The sequence below is a fragment of the Zestosphaera sp. genome, from assembly GCA_038727705.1.
GTDB lineage: Archaea > Thermoproteota > Thermoprotei_A > Sulfolobales > NBVN01 > Zestomicrobium.
In genome coordinates this window covers 359,393-378,569 of the sequence record JAVYVJ010000001.1, presented here as the reverse complement: position 1 = coordinate 378,569, position 19,177 = coordinate 359,393, and the positions used below count along the sequence as shown (strand labels likewise).

Genomic DNA, 19,177 nt, shown 5'->3' with positions numbered 1-19,177 from the left:
CGCTCAAGCCTCACCACCCTCCATGAGCTCCCTTCTATATATGTAGATACCGTCGGCAAATACACGTCTGTCGAGGCCTCTTATCCTGGTGGCCTGCTCTATGTTTGCGGCGGTTTGACTGACCTCCTCCAGATCAATACCCTCCACAATTATGTCGTTCTTCTGAACCTTCACCTTAGCGTTACCCATTATCCTGGCCACTCTAGGACTCCTCTCACCTATGAAGTTCTCTATGAGGACTTTATCGCCGTCGACCTTAACATTTATGGGGAAGTGCGAGTAAACCACCCTCAGCCAGTACCTGTACCCTTTAGTGACGCCGATCACCATGTTCCTTATGTGAGCAGAGACGGCGTAGACTTGAGCCACATCCCGCCTCCTAGCAAAGGAGGCAGTCACAATCACTTCACCGCCCTCAACGAATATCTTGACCTTCTCAGCGTAGCTGAAGTCCCTGACTACCAAACCCTTAGGTCCTTTAACGCTAACCCTGCTACCCTCAACCTGCACCGTGACATTCTCAGGAATCTTGACGCTATCCCTAACGGCCGCAATCCTAACCATCGACCACACCCCCTAGTAGATGTATGCTAGGAGAACACCCCCAACCTTCCTCTCAAGGGCCTCCTTATGCGATATGACGCCCTGCGGGGTTGACAGTATGAGCAGGCCGATGTCCCGCGATGGCAGAATCTCCTTCAGCCAGTCAGGCATGCTACGTAGCTCCGCATATTTTATCGGCACCCTGGGTTTTATGACCCCTACATTGTTTATTCTGCCGAGGAGCTGGACTTTTATCTTGCCGGATCTACCGTCATCTATGTACTCAAACTCGCCAACATATCCATACTTCTGCAACACTCTCAGAACCATCGCGATCAACTTAGAAGCAGGCATTATAACCGCCTCCCTCCTCCCTCTGAACTCACTGTTCTTCAGGGTTGTTAAGGCGTTAGCCAACGTGTCCATTATGACCATTCATCTCACCCTCACATATACTTCCTGAAGCCCAGTTCCTGAGCTACCTCCCTAAAGCACTGTCTGCAAAGATATATTCCGTACTTCTGTATAACAGCATCTTGAGACCCGCAACGCTGACATACCTGCACACCCCTACCGTACCTCCTGGCTTTAGGTAGCTTGAACTTACCCATCGCTACATCACCCTGACGTTCAGCTCCTTCATTAAGAAAACTACTGCCTCCTGCTTTGAGACCCTCTGCCTGTACGGGATCCTTGACCTCTTTACCCTCCTCCGCATCACCCTAAGCCCTGGCTTCTCGAGCGTGATGCAAACATCCATGCCGAAGATGCCCAACTCGGGATCATACTTCACACCTGGAAGCATTATGTGCTCCTTAAGGCCTATGGAGACATTGCCGAAATCGTCAATGCTTGACGCTTTAACACGTCTGCCGACAGCGTCGAGGACCTTGCTCAGAAATTCTAGAGCCCTCTCACGCCTTAAAGTCACGGCTACCGCGATGGGCTCTCCCTTCCTAACACCAAATTCCTTGATAGTCCTCTTAGCCTTCCTCTCCGAGGGTTTCTGCCCAGTCAACATCTCAAGAATCCTCTCGGCTTTCTTAAGCCTCTCCCCAGACTCTCCGACCCCTATGTTGACGGTCACTTTAGCCAGCCTAGGCTTGATCATGGGGTTGGATTCCCAAACACGCAGGACCTTGTTAATGAGGTCCTCATCGACGCTCCTTAAGTCCTTACGAGCTATACTCATATAGCTCCCTCAGGAACCTTAATCACCGGTCCCCCACGACCTATCACGAACACCTTATCCAAGGTGGTGAAGAATTCATACCCCCTGAAGTCGCGTAACTGAACCTGCTTGCGGTAATGCCTCATCCCTTCATGCACCTTAAGAATCTTAGCAACCCTGCCCACGTTCCTGCCCCCCGTTATTATGGCAGGCGCCTCAACCCCGATGGGGTAGTAGTCCTCGATCCTACCGTCTCTAAGGGAGAGTTTGAGCGTGCCTAAGGTTTCGAAAGCGTCTTCAACCGGCTTCCTAGGGTCTGAGACTCTTACCAGCACGTTCCTTCCATCATGAAGGTTGAGTTGAACGTGACCTCCTTTAACCACGCTCTTATTCTCTATTCTGCAGAGCTTGAAGGAAGCCTCCTCCTCACTGATGGCCACTAACCCCAGCACCTTAGTAGGCACTGGAAGAACTCTAAACAACTCCCCAGTCCTCACGACCTCGATTACGTCCATAACGCCGACCGGGAATTTATAGTCCTTACGCACCCTGCCATCAACCTTGATATTACCCTCAACTATAATCTTCCTGGCCTCACCGCTGGTCTCAGCCAAGCCCATGAGATCTCTAACAACTACGAGCAGTGGCAGTGACCTGCTGACGGGGTGAGGACCTGGCGAGGGTTTCACAGTCCATTTATGCTCCTTCCTAAGCACCGGCCAGAAGGCAGGAGCTTCCAGACTCTTGATGTGCCTGCTGCTTCCTTTCCTACCCATTTACCTCCCCTCCTTCACTTTGGTTAGGTTGCTTATTAGCGCTACCGCCGCTCTCGGCCTTAACCTCCTCCTTCTTAACCTCTTCAGGCTTACCTCCCTTCCTTTCAACCATCTTCGAACGCTTCTTGTCACTAAGATCTAACTTGATTATCATTACCTTAGAGGGATGTACCGGATAGTAGACGGGGGTTCCATCAGCCTTCTTTATGGTCACTCCCTCGATGTGTAGGGCGATCTCTTCATAATCCACCTTAACCACTTTACCTTCATGTCCTCTCCAATCGCCTCTCAAAACCCTTACGACGTCGCCTGTTCTCACGTAGAGCCTCTTAACCCCTAACTTCTCCCTCAGCTCCTCAGAAAGTTTAGCGCACATGAACTTACGTCTGAGGTGCGGCGGTGCTCTATAGATCTGCAATCTCTGCTTACTGGGTTTGATTGATGGACTCATCGCTCAGCACCTCATATGATTATTGAAGCTAGTGTGGCTATCTTGGGCCACCTCTCAGCCGCCTCTCTAGCCATTGGCCCCCTAACTTCAGTTCCTTTAGGAGTTCCGTCGGGCGCTATGACGACGCACGCGTTATCCTCGAAACACAACCATCTGCCGTCATGCCTTCTAAATGGCCTCCTTTGCCTTATGATGACTGCCTGCAGGACCTGCCCCACAAGCTCCGTACTGCCCTTCTTAACAGCAACCGTGACCAAATCGCCTACGGTCGCTGAAGGACGTCTTCGCAGCCTAGTCTTCACTCCAGGGATCCCCACAACCATGACTAACTTAGCACCACTGTTATCCGCCACTTTGAGGCTAGTTCCAAGAGTTATCCCAGCCGCCCTGCCTAAGCGCTCAATGGCTGCACCGCCCTTCTTCTCAGACATCACTGACCACCCTTCTTAATGATTCCAAGAATAACCCAAGCAACTGACTTGGCGAGAGGTCTAGTCTCCCCTATCAAGACTTGATCCCCGAGCTTCAAGGGAATGCATGGAGGGATTCTAGCATGGATCTTAGACCTACGTCTCTCATACCTCCTGTACTTGCTTACGTAAACCAAGTACTCCCGCTCAACGACAGCCACTTTCTTAGCCCTCAGCTTGACCACACTGCCCACAAGCAGGCCGCCCCTGACCTTAATACTCCCGTGCCACGGGCATTCAGGATCTCCACACACCTCAGTAGGGGGTTGAAGACCTTCAAACCTAACCCCTATATCGCGTACCTGTGAGCTGCTCACCTCAACCACCCACCAACCTCCTCATCCTATCCTCAGGTCTCCCCACTAGAGCATCACCATCCACTAAGACATTAGTTCCGTCTTCAAGCTTAAAAGTAAAAACACCACCGTTCTTAGGTACGTGCATAAGCTTCCCGTCCTTCAGCAACTTCAGCATGTTTTTAGTCTCGCCGACCACGCGTCCAGACACATTAATCAGGGATTCGTCGGTATGAGTGACGACTGTGACGATAAGACCCACTAACTCATGATATCTTAGATTTCTAGGAGTCCTCCTCATTATTCCCCCTTCCCGACCTCTCGTTCTTTAAGCTCCTCCTCCCGATTAACGGTGAGTATTCTAGCAATGTTTTTTCTGACTATCCTTATCCTGGCCGTGTCCTTAAGAGTTCCCAATCTAGCCTGAGTTCTCAGCTTGACTAACTCGGTTCTCAGTTCGTCAAGCAGTTTAACACGCTCCTCCCTACTCCTACCTCTCAGATCTTTAGCGGACAGACTCATGCCGCACCACCTTCAGCCGGCCCACCTTCGCGATCCGCTAGAACTTGCTGAGGTTCCTGACTGACGGCATGTGCTTCAGTGGTCACTTTCACGACGTCGTCAGGCTCGCTCGGCTTGACCAGCAGTACCTCAATTCCGTAAATGCCTGGCTTAAGGAGGAGGTGTACGATCGCCCTGTCCAGCAACCTGTCTAGGTGCTGGCCGGTCTTGTAGACCTTTCCAGCCCTCAGCTTCTCGTAGCGAGCCCTCTCACTCACTATCTTACCGCTAATCACTATCTCAACACCCTGAGCCCCGGCAGCTAAGACCCTCCTGAGAGCCACGAACGCGGCCCTGCGGAAGTGGTAGCCCTTCTCAATGGCTAACGCTATTCTGCTCGCAACTATTCTCGCGTCAAGGTCTGGATTCTCAACCTGAGTGACGACGAGTTGCGGATTCTCTATCTTGAAGTACTTCTCCAGAACCTCTGTGAGCTGCTTTATCGTCTGGCCTTTCCTGCCTATGATCATCGACGGTCTGTCAGCGTAGAGAACCACTCTAGTGCCAAGCGGGGTCTTTATCATCTCAACCCTCGAGTATCCAGCCCTAACGAAATTCTTAGCAAGGAACTCGTCTATCTTAAGCCTGACGAGGTTAAGGCCTAGGAAATGCTCCTTAATATTGACCAACACACTCACCTCTCCGTGACTATGACCTCAAGGTTGACGGTAGTCCTAATCTTGGGCGTAGCTCTTGCGAAGGCTCTCGGCATCCACCTCTTAACGTAACGCCCCTTATGGACGGCTATGTGGCTTATGTAGAGACGCTCCGTATCTAAGTTCTTATTCTCAGCGTTGTTCTCTACGTTCTTAAGTAATTTGAGAACTTCACTAACGGCTTTAACCGGGTACCTGCCGACAGGCGACTTCCACCTTGGAAAGGTGGAGGAAAGCCCCTTCTTGTGAGCGATGCTTAACTTATACCTTACGTAGGGCAGGGGGGTCTCCATCCTAAGCACCCTCTCCAGGAGGTTCTCAGCATCCCTCAGCTTCATTCCCCTGATGACCTTGAAGATCTCATAGCTCTCCTTTAAAGAAATAGGTACATCCCTAACTACAGCCTTAGCGACTCTGCCCTCATCCTTCACTCTAACGGAGTACCTCCAGACCGGCACCATCTACTCCCCCTAAATCCTTAACGACTACCTTTTAAACTATAAATAACCTTAAAAAGTTATTTCAACCACCACGTACCAGGCGATAGGGCTGGAGGAAGGGAAAGCCGGTGCTGAGCACAACTGCTTATATTCTGAGTAAATACTTAACTAAGTCGGGGGATGATACGTGAAGACGCCTCTTAAGAAGGTCAGCGAGTTCGAGTGGGAAATACCAACTAGCTATAAGGACTGCATGAAGGTCCCTGCGGTAATATTCGCTGACGACTTCCTCATTTCGAAGATGAGTGAGGATCTGACGCTGGAGCAGGCAGCGAATGTCGGTTGCCTGCCGGGGATTGAGAGGGCCTCGTACGTGATGCCTGACGGGCATCAGGGGTACGGGTTCCCGATAGGGGGGGTGGCGGGAGTAAGAGCTGAGGACGGGTACGTATCGCCCGGGGGTGTGGGCTACGACATCAACTGCGGCGTTAGGTTGCTGAGAACTAACCTTAGTTTAAAGGACGTGAAGGATAAAGTCAAGGAACTTGTTGACACTATTTTCAGGAATGTGCCCTCCGGCGTTGGCAGTACTGGCAAGCTGAAGCTCAGCTTCTCAGAGCTGGACAGGGTGCTGAACGAGGGGGTTGATTGGGCTATTAGCAAGGGATTCGGATGGGATGAGGATAGAGAGTTCATAGAGAGTTACGGCAGAATAGAGCACGCTGACGCTAGCAAGGTCAGCAACACCGCTAAGTCGAGGGGGGCCGATCAACTAGGCACTCTGGGGGCAGGCAATCACTTCCTTGAAATCCAGGTGGTTGACAAGATATACGATGAGAGACTGGCTAAGGCTATGGGAATAGATCATGAAGGACAGGTGACGGTAATGGTCCACACAGGATCTAGGGGGTTAGGACACCAGGTAGCGAGCGATTACCTAGGGGTTATGGAGAGGGCGATGCGTAAATACGGCTTCAACCCTCCCGACAGAGAGTTGGCCTCAGTGCCCTTCAACTCCAGAGAGGGTCAAGACTACTTCAAAGCAATGGCTGCTGCCGCTAACTATGCGTTCACTAACAGGCAGATAATAACCCACTGGGTCAGGGAATCGGTTGCCAGCGTCTTTAAGACAAAGCCCGAGAGCCTGGACTTAAGGGCCATCTACGATGTGGCGCACAATATAGCTAAGCTAGAGGAGCATGAAGTGGACGGCAGGAGCGTTAAGCTGGTGGTACATAGGAAGGGTGCTACGAGGGCGTTCCCACCCGGGCACCCGGAGATACCCAGAATTTACAGAGGCATAGGTCAGCCGGTCCTGATACCTGGATCTATGGGAACTGCGAGCTACTTGATGGTAGGAATTCCTGACGGTAAGAGGACCTTCTACTCAGCGGCTCACGGAGCTGGCAGATGGCTCTCTAGAAATGAAGCGATGAGGAGGGGCAGAGCAGATACAGTCCTCAGCAAGCTCCTTAATTCCGGGATATACGTCAGAGCCACATCTAAGGAGACTGTGGTAGAGGAGATGCCTGAAGCATATAAAGATGTCGACAGAGTGGCCCTAGTCTCTCATAGAGTTGGAATAGCGATACTGGTGGCTAGGATGCGCCCTATAGGGGTTGTCAAGGGCTAACAACTACTGAAAGCAAACACCACATTACTCGGTTCCTCCTTAGATCCTGTGTATGCATTGCGTCGGATTCTCCAGGCATGCGGTGGTGGAGGTATCTAGAGACATGAAGGACGCGTACCTATTGTAGTAAGGCCCCCCAACCCGACTGAAGAGAGTGACCACTCTTCCCCTATGGTTTAGCTTGAACCCCTCGTAGGAGGGTTCATGTCCCCTCACAATTAGCCGGATCTTAAAGCGCTTCATGAACCACTGCGTCACGGGCATCCCAAATAGGTAGCCCGCCCCCCTCGGTGATGGACTCCTCTCGATATTCAAGTCCACGGGATCATTCCACAGTATCTCCTCCACCAGCTTCCCCTGCTCGTGCTTACCAGAGCCTAGGAAGTACTCATTGAGGGACACCTCAGAATTGTAATTCTGCGTTGGCAGGCCGCCGTGAAGCGCTATGAACGTGTTTCTAGCATGTAGAACGAGGGGCATACATTCAAACAGCTCTAGGAACTTCTGATAGATTTCAACCCCTTTCGTATATCCGTAAAGTCTCTTGAGAACCTGAGGGAAGTCGTGGGGTATAGGCAGTAGATGAGGAGGTGGTTCATGATTGCCTCTCAGAAGCGTCACCCTCTCAGGAAACTCTTTCTTAAGCACTAACGCGAACAGCAGACACTCGAGCTGCTCCGAACCCCTATCCACGTAATCCCCGAGGAAGACTACCTCAACACTGCCTTCCTTAAGCAGGTTGACGTTAAGCTTTGAGAGGATTTTACCGAGGGTTTCCAGATCCCCATGCGTGTCACCAACTATGAAGAAGGTCTTACCGCTTTCCTTAGTTACAATAGGCCCTCCCAACATCCTCAGCTCCTTCCGAAGAATCTCCTCAGTTACACTACTCACGAACTTCTCGACACGTGAGTAATCACTCAATACATCGCTAACTAGACCCTTAGCATAATCCCAGGCACTACTCATGACCCGTATTCCGCCTCCTCATAGATACCATTAATTAATATATATTATTATAATTTAACGATCTTTAAACGATGACTTGAATAGCTGTGATCTCCAGTTTTGGTGGGCCCGCGGGGATTCGAACCCCGGACCGCCCGGTTATGAGTCCCGTAGGCTTTAACAGCCTATGCCGGGCGCTCTGCCTGGCTGAGCTACGGGCCCCTACGTTATCTTACTTTAACGCTTTTTAAATTTTCAGTCGTATTTCACGCACGGGCTTCAAGCACGTCCCGCAGGTTCAGCTCTAGAGCGAAACATTTATTACTAGATACCGTGAAAATATCTTGTGGTGAGTCAAATGCCCCTGAAGGTAAAGGTAGATTGGAATCTGTGTATAGCCGATGGCGTCTGCTATGCGCTCTGTCCTCAGGTGTTTGAGGCAGGCGCCGATGGGAAATCACAGATAGTTAAGGAGTACAGAGGAAGCGACGTGACTGAAGGCACTGTCCCAGACGACCTGGCTGATTGTGTTGAGCAGGGAAGAACTGCCTGCCCGGTCGGAGCGATACTAGTGGAGAAGGCGTGAAAATAGCACGTGCTAATTTCAGATAACTTAGTTAAGGCCACTTCTAGTTTTCATCGCACAAGATAAAACCGCTTAATTTATAAGCGTTGTAACGTAACGTTAAGCGTATCGTAAACATCGGAGAGGAAGAAAATGGGAGAAACCAGACTAAAAGTAACGGATCTAAAACCGGAGATGAACGGAGTTCGTCTCGTGGCACGCGTAGTTAACGTGGAGCCCTCCAGAACCATAAACACTAGATCAGGCCTCAGAACGATCACTGAAGTGATTGTGGGAGATGAGACCGGGAGAGTTAAGTTAACTCTATGGGGAAGGTCTCTAGCCGATAAGTTGAAGCAGGGAGACACTGTAGAGGTCAAGAACGCCTGGACGACTGTGTTTAAAGGGGTAGTGCAACTTAACGTCGGCGGGGAAGAGAACATCTCGCCAAGCTCTGAGAGCGGACTGCCCGAGCCTGAGGAGATACCGGATAAATACCCGCAGGCACCTGAAGGCTACAGACCAGAGCAGAGGAGGACCCCCGGAAGGAGGTTCCCGAGGACGAGGAGGCCCTTCAGGAGGGAGAGATCATCCGGCTTTGGCGAGGATGAAGAGTGAGGCGGACTTAATGATCACATACGAGGAAATCAAGAACAAGCACCCCTTAAAGCAGGGCGTGGAACTGGGGGTTGAGGGGGATAACTACATAGTTGGAATCAATGAAGAGAAAGTTTACTCATTATCATTGAGCGCATTCTACGTGTGGCAACTATGCGATGGAAGCAAGAGCGTTAACGACTTAGTGAACCACGTGCTCGAAGATCTGAAGTCATCTCCTCAAGAGATAACTGAAGACGAGCTGAAGGAAGTACTCGTGCTGATCCTAAGTCAGCTTAGTGATGCTGAATTGATAAAGTTCGGTGAGGACTGACTCTAAACCCAGCACCGTACGTGAATATCTTTTTATACGTCGCTTAAAACAAACTCAACACAACTACATAAATCAAGCATTTTCCGTGCGATAAGCCTCAGAACTTCATAGACACCCTCACCAGCAACTCCACGTATGCTGAATAAGTGTGTGTAGTGGTCTCTATAATCGCTGCAGCCAAAACCTTTCGCAAGTGGGGTTGCATGCCCCCATGAACTAAACGCTCGGTAAAGAAGGTCCTCACTAACTCCTCCACACACTAAACCTGCGACCGGGTTGCAGACCGTGGTTAAAGTGTCTACGTGCCACTTAATCTTCTTAACACTCCTCATTAAGTGCCTTAACACTCTCAAATACGGCTTCCGAATATTTGAAGAACCCACATAGATATAGTAGCCCTTGGTGATTTGAATGCTTCCAAGGGATTTAACATTGATTATAGCGTCGTCGCAGCTAACAACAAGCGCGTAGGATGAGTAGACCCCGCCCACATGCACACCGGCGTGTTAAGGTAGTCTTACGTCACGGCTTCCACCACAGCCGGCTCTCGAGCAGAGGACGTAACTATCTCTATAGACACTTTACTTACTTCATCCAACGCTTTGAGCAGTTTAAGGCCTAGCTCCGTTAGCCTGTAGACCTTGTAATTACCTTTCTCGTTGATCACCTCAGCTATACCCAGCGTCTCCAGAACATGGAATGTCGCCAATACCTCATATCTTGGCAGTCCGGAGAGAGCCACCACATCCCCGGGTGTGACTACCTTGCCGACCATAGCCTCTAGAATCTTCTTAAGCCTCTCCTTAAACTCGTTCACCCTTAAGCACCAGATAAGTTCTCAGTAGAGTACTTAATTTAAAAGCGTTAAGGTTTTTCGGATTGCTTGCAAAGCGATGAGTGAGCCAGCTCCCGACCCGAGTCCAAATCTACTATCGCCGCGCTAGCACTGCTACTCGACAGGGTTAAGACGCCGTAAGTTCTTGCGGAAGCCAGATAACCTGAGAGAGTGCCTGGATTGATGGCTAAGCAGGTCTTGAAGACCTCGACTTTAGGTATATGTGTATGTCCGTAAAGAACTAAGTCGTAATAGCCTGACATACAGAGAGAATGAACAAGCTTTTCAGTAAGTTGCGGGCTCTTAAACCCGTGAAGCATGATAACTCTCCAACCCTCTATAATTTCCTCTAGAGGCTGTTCAGTGAGTCGAGGGGCCAGGGTTTTCAGAAGGTCTACATCACCGTCGTTGTTACCGAAGACCCCCATTACACTAGGCAGTAATTCCAGAAGACCCTTCAAAGTAAAAGGCGATGTGAAATCCCCGAGAAGAACCGCCAAATCGTATCCTTTCTTAATCACTACATCCTTCAGCCTGGACAGGGCCTCAAGGCTGTCATGCAGGTCAGATAAAACGAGCACCTCCATTCGAAGCACCTCTCCATACGTCGAGAACCAAGAAAAAAAGTGGTTTAGAAACCAAAAATTAACTCTTGTTCATCACTTCGCTAGTTGTGGTTAGGCTGGATAGTCTTCAGGAACTTTAGCCCTGAAGTACTTGCCGGTCTCGGGGCTCTTGAAGAGCCCTATCTTAACCCCCTTCCTACCTTTCGGCGCTAACGCCCAGACCTTCTCAGGAACCAGCTCTACCTCCTTCCCTGTGGTCGAATCCTTGACCTTCACGGGCTTCTTGCTCATGGCTATCACTCACTAGATTATGAATTTCCCCCTACTTAAACTTAACTTCAAATCTTCACTTAAACCTCGCTCGATCTTTAAAGTAATACATCAAATTATTTGATGTATTACTTCAGATAGGAGTTCATAATTATATCTTAGTTGACTCACATACCCTAATGAAGATTTACATGCATGATTAAAGAACAACCATCTGAAATCCTAATCAAGAAGTCATAGCTCAGGGTTCCCTCGCACTCATGGCGGGCTGGTCTCCAAGCACTAGCTCTCATAAAGCATTGGATGCGGGTACATCCTCGGCGTTCTAGTTATTTTAATTCAGACATTAAATTAATAGTGTGGTGTGTAAGGTGGACGAGAGGTTCCTCATGATGATACCCGGGCCCACGTTCTCAGAGCCGAGCACCTTACTAAGCTTAGCTAAGGTTACAAGACCCCATACCTCAAGTGAAGTTGAAGCTGTTTTGAAGGAGTCTCTCGAGATTTTGAAGAGATTGCTGAACACTGACGGGGAGGTCATCGTTATGCCTGGAAGCGGGACATCGGCGATGGAGTTCGCGATAGATAATTTCGTGAAGCCCGGGGACAGAGTACTTAATCTAGTCAGCGGATTCTTTGGAGAGTATCTGGTTCAGGCAACAAAAGCTAGAGGCGGGATCTCAATACAGGTTAGGTCTAAACTCGGTCAAGGCTTCAGAGGGGGTGAGGTCAGGGAACTTGTATTGAGGGAGGACGTCAAGGCAGTCACAGTGCAGCACGTCGAGACCTCATTAGGCGTTGCTAACCGCATCAGGGAGATAGGTGAGGCTTTGAAGGGCAGTGATAAACTGTTCATAGTGGATGCGGTTGCCTCTTTGGGAGGCATGGAAATCGACATGAGGGAATGGGGTATTGACGTGTGTTTCACAGGCTCTCAGAAGGCCCTGGCAGTGCCGCCTGGGTTGGCGATAGTTGCTTTAAGTAAGAGAGCTGTTGATATGTTGGAGAGTAGCACCAACGAACTATTCTTCTTCAATGGCCGTAAATGGTTGGCGATGATGAGGAGCGTAAGAAACTACTTTTCAACCCTGCCTGTCAACATGATATATGCGCTGAACGAGTCCCTCAAGAGGATAAGCTCGGAGGGCTTTGAGAACAGGTACGTAAGACACAAGGTGATGGCGGAATCCTTCAGACAAGGTGTAGAGGAGTTAGGACTCTCTATAGTAGCGGAGAAAGACTTCAGATCTGACACGGTAACTGCTGTCTGGCTACCTGAAGGCATAAAACTCCAAGACCTGAGCTCGGAGATGATGAATCGCAATGTAGTGATAGCGGGGGGTTTAAGCGAGCTAGCTGGGAAGATGTTTAGGGTTGGTCACATGGGTGAGGTTAACGCAAACGATGTGCTATCCACCATAGCGGCACTGGAGAGGAGTCTTAAGAAGCTAGGATACCCTGTCAAGCTAGGTAGCGGTGTAGGGGCGGCGCAGGAGGTGTTAAGTGAATACGGCTTCTAACCTCTACGATTCTTATAGCAAGGGATAACATCACCTGAAGGTATAAGGATTTAAAACCCTCTTCAACAATGTTTATTGGGAGCCGGGGTAGCTCAGCCGGGTAGAGCGCCGGGCTGTTAACCCGGTGGTCGGGGGTTCAAATCCTCCCCCCGGCGCCAAACACATCAACACGGGCAGCGTGGCATACAATGTCCGAGTCGTGGGTTCCTTACGTTGAGGAAGGTCTAAAGCAATACCTTTCGAGAGTTGAGGAAATACTGAATAGCCGGGACTTAGTGCGTGAGGAGTTGATAAAGACTGGACGTGAGGTTGTGAGGATGTCAGGGTATGTGGTGACGAACATACATACCGACAGATGGGGGGAGGTGGAGGCTAACCTGAGCAGATTGATGGGGTCCTATAGGAAGCTCCGTGAAACTCTGAAGAGGCACCCGTGCTATGAGTACTCCAATTTGGTTGTTGACCTCGTAAGTGAATACGTTGAGGCCCTAGTGCTGTATCATTTGGTCAGGAACCATAGGCTAGCCACACCCGAGGAATTGGAGGTGGATCATGTCCCCTACCTACTCGGCTTACTGGAAGTTGTCGGCGAGTTAAAGAGGTACGTCCTCAAGCTGCTCTCGGAGGAACGCCTTGAGGAGGCGCAGGAATTCTTCAATGTCATGGAGGTAATATATGAGCATCTACAACACTTAGATTACCCGGACGCCGTCCTACCTAACGTTAGAAGGAAAGTTGACATAGCTAGAGGAGTGACGGAATCCCTGAGATCTTTCGTGACTGACGTGATGCTGAGATACAAGCTGGTTAGGAAATGCTGAACGTCTACACGTCGAAGACTAGTTGAGAGCAGTAAGCCTCTGCATCCATCTATAGATGTTCATGTTCTAAGCGTTTGTAACTACTACATTCAGAAAGCCATGCTAAAAAGACGCCTTAGTTATGACTACAAACTCTATGAGGTCATGTGGTCCCCCGGGAGGGATTCGAACCCCCGACCCCCCGGTCCCTGCCGGAGGGGTTTGTTAGGCTTAATGTACCCTCCGGGGCTGACTACAGCCGGGTGCTCTAACCGCTGAGCTACCGGGGGACCCAATATTTACTACGTTTTAAGGAGGTTAAAAACGTTTCTCATCCCACTCCAAGATCCCGGGACTTTGACCGCAATTTGGGTCTAGCCTTAAATACTTAAGGCGAGTACAGCTTTATTGAGGGGCTGTTATATTCGGCGGTAGACATAGGGAAGTCAAGTTCAATGTGCGTAGTATAGGGAGGCTCATAATAGATTTAAAGCAGTTGCATAAGAGGGTTTTCTTCTACAGGGTTAAGGTACAGGATAATATAGAGAGGTTGCAGAGCAGGCTCACTCAGGTGGACGAGCCCCAGATCAGGAATGAGATACTGAATAACATACGTATATACGTGAACCTCTGTAAAACCCTCCTTCAGATCGAAGCTGTCCTAGAGGTTCTTATAGTTAAGCTGGAAAGCCTGGGACTCCTAAACATCTCTGTCAGAGATATCTCAGTGGTTAAGGAGGTCCTCACTAGGCTAAGGAGTCAAGTGAGTGAGATCCCAGACGTTTCTATGGTGGTTGACGATCTGATAGATAGGTCCAACGATTTGCTGGAATTTGGTATCAACACTCCGAGGGAGAGCTTCACAACGCCTGAAACCGATGAGGTTAGGAAGGTCCTTTCGGAGGCTGAGGTCATAGCCAGGGAGCGTCTGAAGGAGACGGCCGTTTTAAACCGTGCGTAGGATGTAATGATCATCCTTAACTTCGAGCAATCCCCTCTTAATGAGCCATTCAACAGCGTCTCCGTAGTATTCTCTCCCGACATCTATCTCATACCACTCCCTAAACTTTTCCACCAGTTCCTCGTAGGTCCAGACCTTCTTATATCTACCCTCCTCATTCAGTAACCTCTTGAGGAATTGAAAGGTGTCCTCCAGCCTGGTCCATGGATACTGGAACCAGATCCACTCACGGACCTCCATGCTGTAGTAATCCGGCTTGAACTTAGCGACAGGCGAGATCCACTGGAGTACCGCCACCCTCACATCACTGACGTTCCAGTTCTTGCCAATAAACTCCTTAGCTAGCAATACAGAATCCCCCGTGTCCACTATGTCGTCAACTATGAGGACTTTACCGCCGTTAAGGTCTAAAGTGTAGGGATACTTAATCAAGGCCTTCTCCTCAACCTTAGCGGCTTCAGTCCAGTGCTGCGACTGAAGGGATATGAGGTTTTCAACCAACAAGAAGTCACATACGAGTCTCGCGGGCACGAAGCCGCCTCTCGCTATCGCGACCACCACGTCAGGTCTGTAGCCTGAGGCCTCAACCTTTTCTGACAAGTCTCTAGCCCAGTCAACTACCTCATTCCATGAGACTAATTTAGTCCTAACCTTAGGCATTAAAGCACCCCGAAACATTATTTTACAACGAGCAGGAATAAAAACTTAATTTACGTCCGAAAGCTGCGCCACAATCTCCCCACCGGCTGAACTGCTTAAAACAGTAAAGTTTATTAGAATCTAGAATGTAGGTGATGTCGGTGTCCAGTATTGATTTGGGACGTATGAGGTTAAGTGAAGTAGAGAAGGAAGCTAAGAGATTCTGGGAGTCCCACAGCATACCTAGTAAGTGGAGATCGTGGAGTGACGGAAGACCTGTCTTCTCCTTCCTTGAAGGACCTCCTACGGCAAACGGCGTCCCGCATATAGGACACCTGAGAGGGAGGATATACAAGGACTTCGTCCTCAAGTTAATGAGGCTCAGAGGCTATAACGTTTGGGCGCAGGGGGGCTGGGATGAGCAGGGGTTGCCGGTGGAGGTCGAGACCGAGAAGAAGTTGGGGATAAAACATAAGAAGGAGATAGGCACCAGGATATCTATGGAGGATTTCATAAGGAAGTGTAACGAGCTGGTCGACTACTATCTGAGATTCTGGGAGTCATACGCAACGCGTGACATAGCCCTATGGCTTGACCTCGAGAACGCGTATGAAACCAGGGAACCGCACTACGTGGAATATGTGTGGCGCTTAGTTAAGAAGGCGTATCAGGAGGGACTTCTTTATGAAGGTTTCAGGGTGCTGCCATTCTGCCCCAGATGTGAGACAGTGCTTAGCGACGCTGAAGTTGATTTAGGTTATGAAGAGAGAACTTCCCCCTCAATCATAGTCAAGTTTAAGGTTGCGGGTGCGGGGAACACGTACTTGCTCATATGGACTACGACACCGTGGACCTTAATTGACAACGAGGCTGTCGCAGCCAATCCTGACGGAGTGTACTGCAAACTGAGGGTCGGAAACGAATACTGGTGGGTGGCAGAGTCTAGAGTGGATGAAGTGGCCACGCTGACTGGCTTGAGGGGCGAGTGTGTCGAGAAGGTGGTAGGACGCGGGCTCGCCGGTTTGGAGTACGAACATCCATTAGTTGATGAAGTTCCGATACACAGAGCTCACAGTAACGCTCATAAGGTACTGACCGGGGAGTTCGTCTCTCTGAATGAAGGGACTGGACTTGTCCACATAGCACCTGGTCACGGACCCGAAGATTTCGAGTTAGGATCTAGAAACGGACTCCCAATAACGAGTAGTGTAGGGATCAATGGGGTCTTTAACGAAGACGGCGGAGTCTTTAGCGATCTCCACGTGGATGATGCATCAAAGAAGGTGGTTGAGGTTCTGAAGTCCAAGGGGCTACTTCTCCACTCAGGCACTATAAGGCACGCATACCCTCACTGCTGGAGATGCCACAACCCATTAATCTACAGAGCGGATAGGCAGTGGTTCATCAAGATAACAGATATGAGGGAGAGGTTAATGAACGAGCTTGAGAAAGTCAATATGTACCCACCTAAGCTGAAGGACCGGTTCACTAATTGGGTGGCTAATGCGAAAGACTGGACTCTATCAAGGTCCCGTATATGGGGGACGCCGCTTCCGATATGGAGGTGCAGGGACGATCTGAACAAGGTACTGGTTGTTGGTAGTTTGAGCGAGTTAAGGGGCTTAGCCGTCGACGCTGAAGGGCTAAACGACTTTGAGCTCGTGCACCGACCCTGGATAGACAGGGTGCAGATCAGAACGGAGGAGTGTGGTGAATGGGTTAGGGAGCCCTTTGTAGTGGACGTGTGGATAGACAGCGGTGTAGCGTGGGGTGCAGGAGTCGACGGTTTCAGGAATGCTGAATTGTTCAGCAAGCTGTTCCCTTACGATTTCATAACGGAGGGGGTCGATCAAACCAGGGGTTGGTTCTACTCACTCCTCGTAACTTCAGTCATACTTACTGGGAGAGCGCCGTACAAGAACATACTCATTCAAGGCTTGATTCTTGACAAGTATGGACGTAAGATGTCTAAACATCTGGGAAACGTCGTTTACGCTGAGGAGGCTCTCAGGAAGCACGGTGCTGATGTTTTAAGGCTCTACATTCTCAGCACGTACCCCCCTGGAGATCCCTTCATATATAACGAGGATGAAATCAGGAATGTTCTCACATCGATGAACATAATTTGGAATGTGTTTAGGTTCGCTCACACCTACATGTCACTAGACAAGTTCAACCCAGAAACCCACAAGGTGGAGGAGCTGATATCCAACGCAAGGCCTGAGGACCTCTGGATTCTCTCCAGGGTCAATACTGTGATGAAGAACTACTTGAGCGAGTTAAGCAGTTACAACATACACCTAGCCGTTAGGGACGTCATTGACTTCTTTGTCGAGGATCTAAGCCACAGGTATCTGAGACTGATAAGAAGGAGGGTGTGGGAGGAGGAGAGCGTTGACAGGTTCACAGCGTACTCCGTCCTCTACTATGTCCTGAGGAGGGCTCTGAAGATGTTGGCTCCAGCAACACCCCACCTAGCGGAGGTGCTTTGGCAGAGGTTCTTCAGATATTATGACGCTGCTCTTGAGGAGAGCGTGCACCTAAGCGTTTTAGAGGGCGTCGACGAGAAGTTCATAAGACCTGACTTAGAGGAGGGGTTTGACAAGGTTTTCGAGGTTTTCAGCGCTGCGGCTGCGTTGAGAAATAATTTAGAGCTCAAGCTGAGGTGGCCTGTAAGGGTCGTGTATATCTCCGCGGAATCCGCGACGTTGAGGAGGTTGTCAGGGTTGGAGGAGTCCCTGAAGTTCCTCAGTAACGCTAAGGAAGTAGTCCTCACCGATCAGTTACCAAGTGAGTGTAACGAGAGCGACACGTACTCCACTTTAAAGACGGACTCATTCCTCGTGTGCATGCCCAGGAAACTCGATAAGGACTTGCTTAACGAGGCCCTCTCAAGAGAGGTGATTAGAAGGGTTCAGGTAATGCGTAATAGAGCGAACCTGGTCGTGGATGAATTCATAGATGTTGGAATTGAGACTGAAGAGCCGGAACTTAAGGAGGCGTTAAACGCTATGAAAGATTATATAGCGAGGGAGGTCAGGGCTAGAAACATCTTCGAAACCATAAGTAGTGACATGAGCGTCACCGAGTGGGATATTGAGGGAATGAAGATAAGAATCGGGATAAGGAAATGCGTGATGTGAAGCTACTGGTAGTTGGGTCGCTGAACTATGACGTAATGCTCTTCGTCGAAAGATTCGCACCTCCCAAAACCCGTGTTAATAGGCTGAAGACATTTCTAGGTGGGTCCGGAGGCAACGCAGCCGTCAGCGCAGCTAAGATATTGGGTCCTGGTAAGGTAGCCTTTTTAGGGGCTGTGGGAGATGATGAAATAGGACGCCTTCAACTCAACGACTTAGAGAGACATGGTGTTATAACGAACCACGTCGTCAAGATTTCAAGGACTCCTTCAGGGCAGTCCTTCGTGGCCGTCAGCCCGGACGGCGATACTGCGGTTTATAGCTACTACGGTGCTAACGAGTTCCTTCAGGTGGAGCACGCCAGCAATGCCCTCGCCACAGTTGGTGAGGATTTTGAAGGTTTGTTGGTCATGAACCCACCATTAAACGTGGCTAGATTTCTAGTTGGTGAGGCATCACGCCGCTCTAAGAAGGTCTTCTGGGATCCAGGCATGCTCGCCGCTGGCGGGTTGCGTGAGTTAAGTCCTGTGATGATGCACGTCGATTACCTCATGCCAAATGAGTGGGAGCTCCTGATGATGACGGGCGCTAATAACGTTTTAGGAGCTCTTGATAAGTTAGCAAGGCACACACGCAGACCTAAACTAGTGATTAAGTCAGGTGTGAGGGGGTCCTACTTAGTTGACTTAAGCCTCGGTACTTTAACCCATGTGGCTTCAGTGGACCCGCAGGCTCTCGGACTTAAGTTAGTGTCAACATCTGGTTGCGGTGATACGTACACAGGGGTTTTCACTGCCTACAAGCTATGCGGGTTCGAGGATGTTACGGCGATGACTTACGCTTCATGCGCTTCCACCATAAAGGCTTCTAAAGAGGATCCACGCGGCGCGCCATCAAAAGAAGAGCTTGAGGATCTTCACGCGGAATGTGTTAAGATAGTGAGTGTTGAGGAAAGGCATATTAGCCTCTGAAACGTTTCTAGACCAAAGGCAGGGGTTTGAAGGG

27 protein-coding genes and 3 tRNA genes are annotated in these 19,177 nt (G+C 49.9%); 10 read left to right on the top strand and 20 right to left on the bottom strand.

The window, feature by feature from the left end; translation table 11 throughout:
- Positions 1-3: 3 nt before the first annotated feature.
- Genes QW772_02100 through QW772_02045 form a run of 12 tightly spaced genes read right to left on the bottom strand, consistent with a single transcriptional unit; the run spans position 4 to position 5,382 of the window.
- Positions 4-564, bottom strand: a complete 561-nt coding sequence (locus QW772_02100) for a 50S ribosomal protein L6 (protein MEM0037704.1) — start codon at positions 562-564, stop codon at positions 4-6.
- 12 nt (positions 565-576) lie between these two features.
- Positions 577-978, bottom strand: a complete 402-nt coding sequence (locus tag QW772_02095) for a 30S ribosomal protein S8 (GenBank protein MEM0037703.1) — start codon at positions 976-978, stop codon at positions 577-579.
- Positions 979-989: 11 nt separating this feature from the next.
- On the bottom strand, positions 990-1,154 hold the full coding sequence (locus QW772_02090; GenBank protein MEM0037702.1) for a 30S ribosomal protein S14: 165 nt from the start codon (positions 1,152-1,154) through the stop codon (positions 990-992).
- A 2-nt stretch (positions 1,155-1,156) separates the two neighbouring features.
- Positions 1,157-1,735: a 50S ribosomal protein L5 gene (locus QW772_02085; GenBank protein MEM0037701.1), complete on the bottom strand. Its 579-nt coding sequence runs from the start codon at positions 1,733-1,735 to the stop codon at positions 1,157-1,159.
- Positions 1,732-2,490, bottom strand: a complete 759-nt coding sequence (locus QW772_02080) for a 30S ribosomal protein S4e (protein ID MEM0037700.1) — start codon at positions 2,488-2,490, stop codon at positions 1,732-1,734. Before QW772_02080 ends, QW772_02085 begins: the two co-directional genes overlap by 4 nt.
- Positions 2,483-2,941, bottom strand: a complete 459-nt coding sequence (gene rplX, locus QW772_02075) for a 50S ribosomal protein L24 (protein MEM0037699.1) — start codon at positions 2,939-2,941, stop codon at positions 2,483-2,485. The genes QW772_02080 and rplX overlap by 8 nt, the downstream gene beginning before the upstream one ends.
- A gap of 11 nt (positions 2,942-2,952) precedes the next feature.
- Positions 2,953-3,372: a 50S ribosomal protein L14 gene (locus QW772_02070; GenBank protein MEM0037698.1), complete on the bottom strand. Its 420-nt coding sequence runs from the start codon at positions 3,370-3,372 to the stop codon at positions 2,953-2,955.
- Positions 3,372-3,728 carry a 30S ribosomal protein S17 gene (locus QW772_02065; GenBank protein MEM0037697.1) on the bottom strand — a complete coding sequence of 119 codons (357 nt, stop codon included), beginning with the start codon at positions 3,726-3,728 and terminating at the stop codon, positions 3,372-3,374. Before QW772_02065 ends, QW772_02070 begins: the two co-directional genes overlap by 1 nt.
- Position 3,729: 1 nt before the next feature.
- On the bottom strand, positions 3,730-4,008 hold the full coding sequence (locus QW772_02060; GenBank protein MEM0037696.1) for a ribonuclease P protein subunit: 279 nt from the start codon (positions 4,006-4,008) through the stop codon (positions 3,730-3,732).
- Positions 4,008-4,223: a 50S ribosomal protein L29 gene (rpmC, locus tag QW772_02055; protein MEM0037695.1), complete on the bottom strand. Its 216-nt coding sequence runs from the start codon at positions 4,221-4,223 to the stop codon at positions 4,008-4,010. Before rpmC ends, QW772_02060 begins: the two co-directional genes overlap by 1 nt.
- A 2-nt stretch (positions 4,224-4,225) precedes the next feature.
- On the bottom strand, positions 4,226-4,897 hold the full coding sequence (locus QW772_02050) for a 30S ribosomal protein S3 (GenBank protein MEM0037694.1): 672 nt from the start codon (positions 4,895-4,897) through the stop codon (positions 4,226-4,228).
- A 5-nt stretch (positions 4,898-4,902) separates the two neighbouring features.
- On the bottom strand, positions 4,903-5,382 hold the full coding sequence (locus QW772_02045; protein ID MEM0037693.1) for a 50S ribosomal protein L22: 480 nt from the start codon (positions 5,380-5,382) through the stop codon (positions 4,903-4,905).
- Between the two features lie 169 nt (positions 5,383-5,551).
- Here QW772_02045 and QW772_02040 point away from each other — a divergent pair, with 169 nt between their 5' ends.
- A complete protein-coding gene (locus QW772_02040) occupies positions 5,552-6,997 on the top strand; it encodes an RtcB family protein (protein ID MEM0037692.1) in 1,446 nt (481 codons plus the stop codon).
- Between the two features lie 39 nt (positions 6,998-7,036).
- On the opposite strand, the gene QW772_02035 is transcribed toward QW772_02040, so the two are convergent.
- Positions 7,037-7,966, bottom strand: a complete 930-nt coding sequence (locus tag QW772_02035; protein MEM0037691.1) for a metallophosphoesterase family protein — start codon at positions 7,964-7,966, stop codon at positions 7,037-7,039.
- 100 nt (positions 7,967-8,066) lie between these two features.
- Positions 8,067-8,167 (bottom strand) — tRNA-Ile (locus tag QW772_02030).
- A 136-nt stretch (positions 8,168-8,303) separates the two neighbouring features.
- Between QW772_02030 and QW772_02025 the strand changes: the two genes are divergently transcribed.
- From QW772_02025 to QW772_02015, 3 genes are all read left to right on the top strand, one after another.
- On the top strand, positions 8,304-8,531 hold the full coding sequence (locus QW772_02025; protein MEM0037690.1) for a ferredoxin: 228 nt from the start codon (positions 8,304-8,306) through the stop codon (positions 8,529-8,531).
- A 174-nt stretch (positions 8,532-8,705) separates the two neighbouring features.
- On the top strand, positions 8,706-9,128 hold the full coding sequence (locus QW772_02020) for an OB-fold nucleic acid binding domain-containing protein (GenBank protein ID MEM0037689.1): 423 nt from the start codon (positions 8,706-8,708) through the stop codon (positions 9,126-9,128).
- Positions 9,118-9,441, top strand: coding sequence for a PqqD family protein (locus QW772_02015; protein MEM0037688.1), 324 nt, complete (start codon positions 9,118-9,120; stop codon positions 9,439-9,441). The genes QW772_02020 and QW772_02015 overlap by 11 nt, the downstream gene beginning before the upstream one ends.
- Positions 9,442-9,473: 32 nt before the next feature.
- Here the strand turns inward: QW772_02015 and QW772_02010 are convergent, their stop codons facing one another.
- From QW772_02010 to QW772_01995, 4 genes are all read right to left on the bottom strand, one after another.
- Positions 9,474-9,932: a DUF123 domain-containing protein gene (locus tag QW772_02010; protein MEM0037687.1), complete on the bottom strand. Its 459-nt coding sequence runs from the start codon at positions 9,930-9,932 to the stop codon at positions 9,474-9,476.
- Positions 9,933-9,958: 26 nt separating this feature from the next.
- Positions 9,959-10,258 (bottom strand): hypothetical protein, encoded by a 300-nt coding sequence (locus QW772_02005; GenBank protein ID MEM0037686.1) that lies wholly within the window; start codon positions 10,256-10,258, stop codon positions 9,959-9,961.
- A gap of 47 nt (positions 10,259-10,305) precedes the next feature.
- Entirely contained in the window at positions 10,306-10,863 is a 558-nt protein-coding gene (locus tag QW772_02000) for a metallophosphoesterase (protein MEM0037685.1), read from the bottom strand.
- Positions 10,864-10,953: 90 nt separating this feature from the next.
- Entirely contained in the window at positions 10,954-11,133 is a 180-nt protein-coding gene (locus tag QW772_01995) for a chromatin protein Cren7 (GenBank protein MEM0037684.1), read from the bottom strand.
- A gap of 350 nt (positions 11,134-11,483) precedes the next feature.
- On the opposite strand from QW772_01995, the gene QW772_01990 reads away from it, so the two are divergent.
- The 3 genes from QW772_01990 to QW772_01980 all read left to right on the top strand — a co-directional run bounded on the left by QW772_01990 (position 11,484) and on the right by QW772_01980 (position 13,453).
- Positions 11,484-12,632: an alanine--glyoxylate aminotransferase family protein gene (locus tag QW772_01990; GenBank protein ID MEM0037683.1), complete on the top strand. Its 1,149-nt coding sequence runs from the start codon at positions 11,484-11,486 to the stop codon at positions 12,630-12,632.
- Between the two features lie 81 nt (positions 12,633-12,713).
- A tRNA-Asn gene (locus QW772_01985) sits at positions 12,714-12,790 on the top strand.
- Positions 12,791-12,820: 30 nt separating this feature from the next.
- Positions 12,821-13,453, top strand: a complete 633-nt coding sequence (locus tag QW772_01980; GenBank protein ID MEM0037682.1) for a haloacid dehalogenase — start codon at positions 12,821-12,823, stop codon at positions 13,451-13,453.
- A gap of 147 nt (positions 13,454-13,600) precedes the next feature.
- On the opposite strand, the gene QW772_01975 is transcribed toward QW772_01980, so the two are convergent.
- A tRNA-Tyr gene (locus QW772_01975) sits at positions 13,601-13,722 on the bottom strand.
- Between the two features lie 206 nt (positions 13,723-13,928).
- Between QW772_01975 and QW772_01970 the strand changes: the two genes are divergently transcribed.
- A complete protein-coding gene (locus tag QW772_01970; GenBank protein MEM0037681.1) occupies positions 13,929-14,393 on the top strand; it encodes a hypothetical protein in 465 nt (154 codons plus the stop codon).
- Here the strand turns inward: QW772_01970 and QW772_01965 are convergent.
- Positions 14,379-15,053: a phosphoribosyltransferase gene (locus QW772_01965; GenBank protein ID MEM0037680.1), complete on the bottom strand. Its 675-nt coding sequence runs from the start codon at positions 15,051-15,053 to the stop codon at positions 14,379-14,381. The genes QW772_01970 and QW772_01965 overlap by 15 nt on opposite strands.
- A 140-nt stretch (positions 15,054-15,193) precedes the next feature.
- Here QW772_01965 and ileS point away from each other — a divergent pair, with 140 nt between their 5' ends.
- Positions 15,194-18,175: an isoleucine--tRNA ligase gene (gene ileS, locus QW772_01960; GenBank protein MEM0037679.1), complete on the top strand. Its 2,982-nt coding sequence runs from the start codon at positions 15,194-15,196 to the stop codon at positions 18,173-18,175.
- On the top strand, positions 18,163-19,143 hold the full coding sequence (locus QW772_01955) for a carbohydrate kinase family protein (protein MEM0037678.1): 981 nt from the start codon (positions 18,163-18,165) through the stop codon (positions 19,141-19,143). Before ileS ends, QW772_01955 begins: the two co-directional genes overlap by 13 nt.
- The last annotated feature ends 34 nt before the right edge of the window (positions 19,144-19,177 follow it).

Bases quoted from the DNA above. Each gene is read 5' to 3' on its own strand.
- QW772_01965 (MEM0037680.1), bottom strand. From the start codon at position 15,053: ATGCCTAAGGTTAGGACTAAATTAGTCTCATGGAATGAGGTAGTTGAC.
- QW772_02090 (MEM0037702.1), bottom strand. From the start codon at position 1,154: ATGGGTAAGTTCAAGCTACCTAAAGCCAGGAGGTACGGTAGGGGTGTG.
- QW772_02060 (MEM0037696.1), bottom strand. From the start codon at position 4,008: ATGAGGAGGACTCCTAGAAATCTAAGATATCATGAGTTAGTGGGTCTT.
- QW772_01955 (MEM0037678.1), top strand. From the start codon at position 18,163: ATGCGTGATGTGAAGCTACTGGTAGTTGGGTCGCTGAACTATGACGTA.
- QW772_01980 (MEM0037682.1), top strand. From the start codon at position 12,821: ATGTCCGAGTCGTGGGTTCCTTACGTTGAGGAAGGTCTAAAGCAATAC.
- QW772_02070 (MEM0037698.1), bottom strand. From the start codon at position 3,372: ATGTCTGAGAAGAAGGGCGGTGCAGCCATTGAGCGCTTAGGCAGGGCG.
- QW772_02095 (MEM0037703.1), bottom strand. From the start codon at position 978: ATGGTCATAATGGACACGTTGGCTAACGCCTTAACAACCCTGAAGAAC.
- rplX (MEM0037699.1), bottom strand. From the start codon at position 2,941: ATGAGTCCATCAATCAAACCCAGTAAGCAGAGATTGCAGATCTATAGA.
- QW772_01995 (MEM0037684.1), bottom strand. From the start codon at position 11,133: ATGAGCAAGAAGCCCGTGAAGGTCAAGGATTCGACCACAGGGAAGGAG.
- QW772_02100 (MEM0037704.1), bottom strand. From the start codon at position 564: ATGGTTAGGATTGCGGCCGTTAGGGATAGCGTCAAGATTCCTGAGAAT.
- QW772_02035 (MEM0037691.1), bottom strand. From the start codon at position 7,966: ATGAGTAGTGCCTGGGATTATGCTAAGGGTCTAGTTAGCGATGTATTG.
- QW772_02020 (MEM0037689.1), top strand. From the start codon at position 8,706: ATGAACGGAGTTCGTCTCGTGGCACGCGTAGTTAACGTGGAGCCCTCC.
- QW772_02080 (MEM0037700.1), bottom strand. From the start codon at position 2,490: ATGGGTAGGAAAGGAAGCAGCAGGCACATCAAGAGTCTGGAAGCTCCT.
- QW772_02000 (MEM0037685.1), bottom strand. From the start codon at position 10,863: ATGGAGGTGCTCGTTTTATCTGACCTGCATGACAGCCTTGAGGCCCTG.
- QW772_02025 (MEM0037690.1), top strand. From the start codon at position 8,304: ATGCCCCTGAAGGTAAAGGTAGATTGGAATCTGTGTATAGCCGATGGC.
- QW772_02015 (MEM0037688.1), top strand. From the start codon at position 9,118: ATGAAGAGTGAGGCGGACTTAATGATCACATACGAGGAAATCAAGAAC.
- QW772_02085 (MEM0037701.1), bottom strand. From the start codon at position 1,735: ATGAGTATAGCTCGTAAGGACTTAAGGAGCGTCGATGAGGACCTCATT.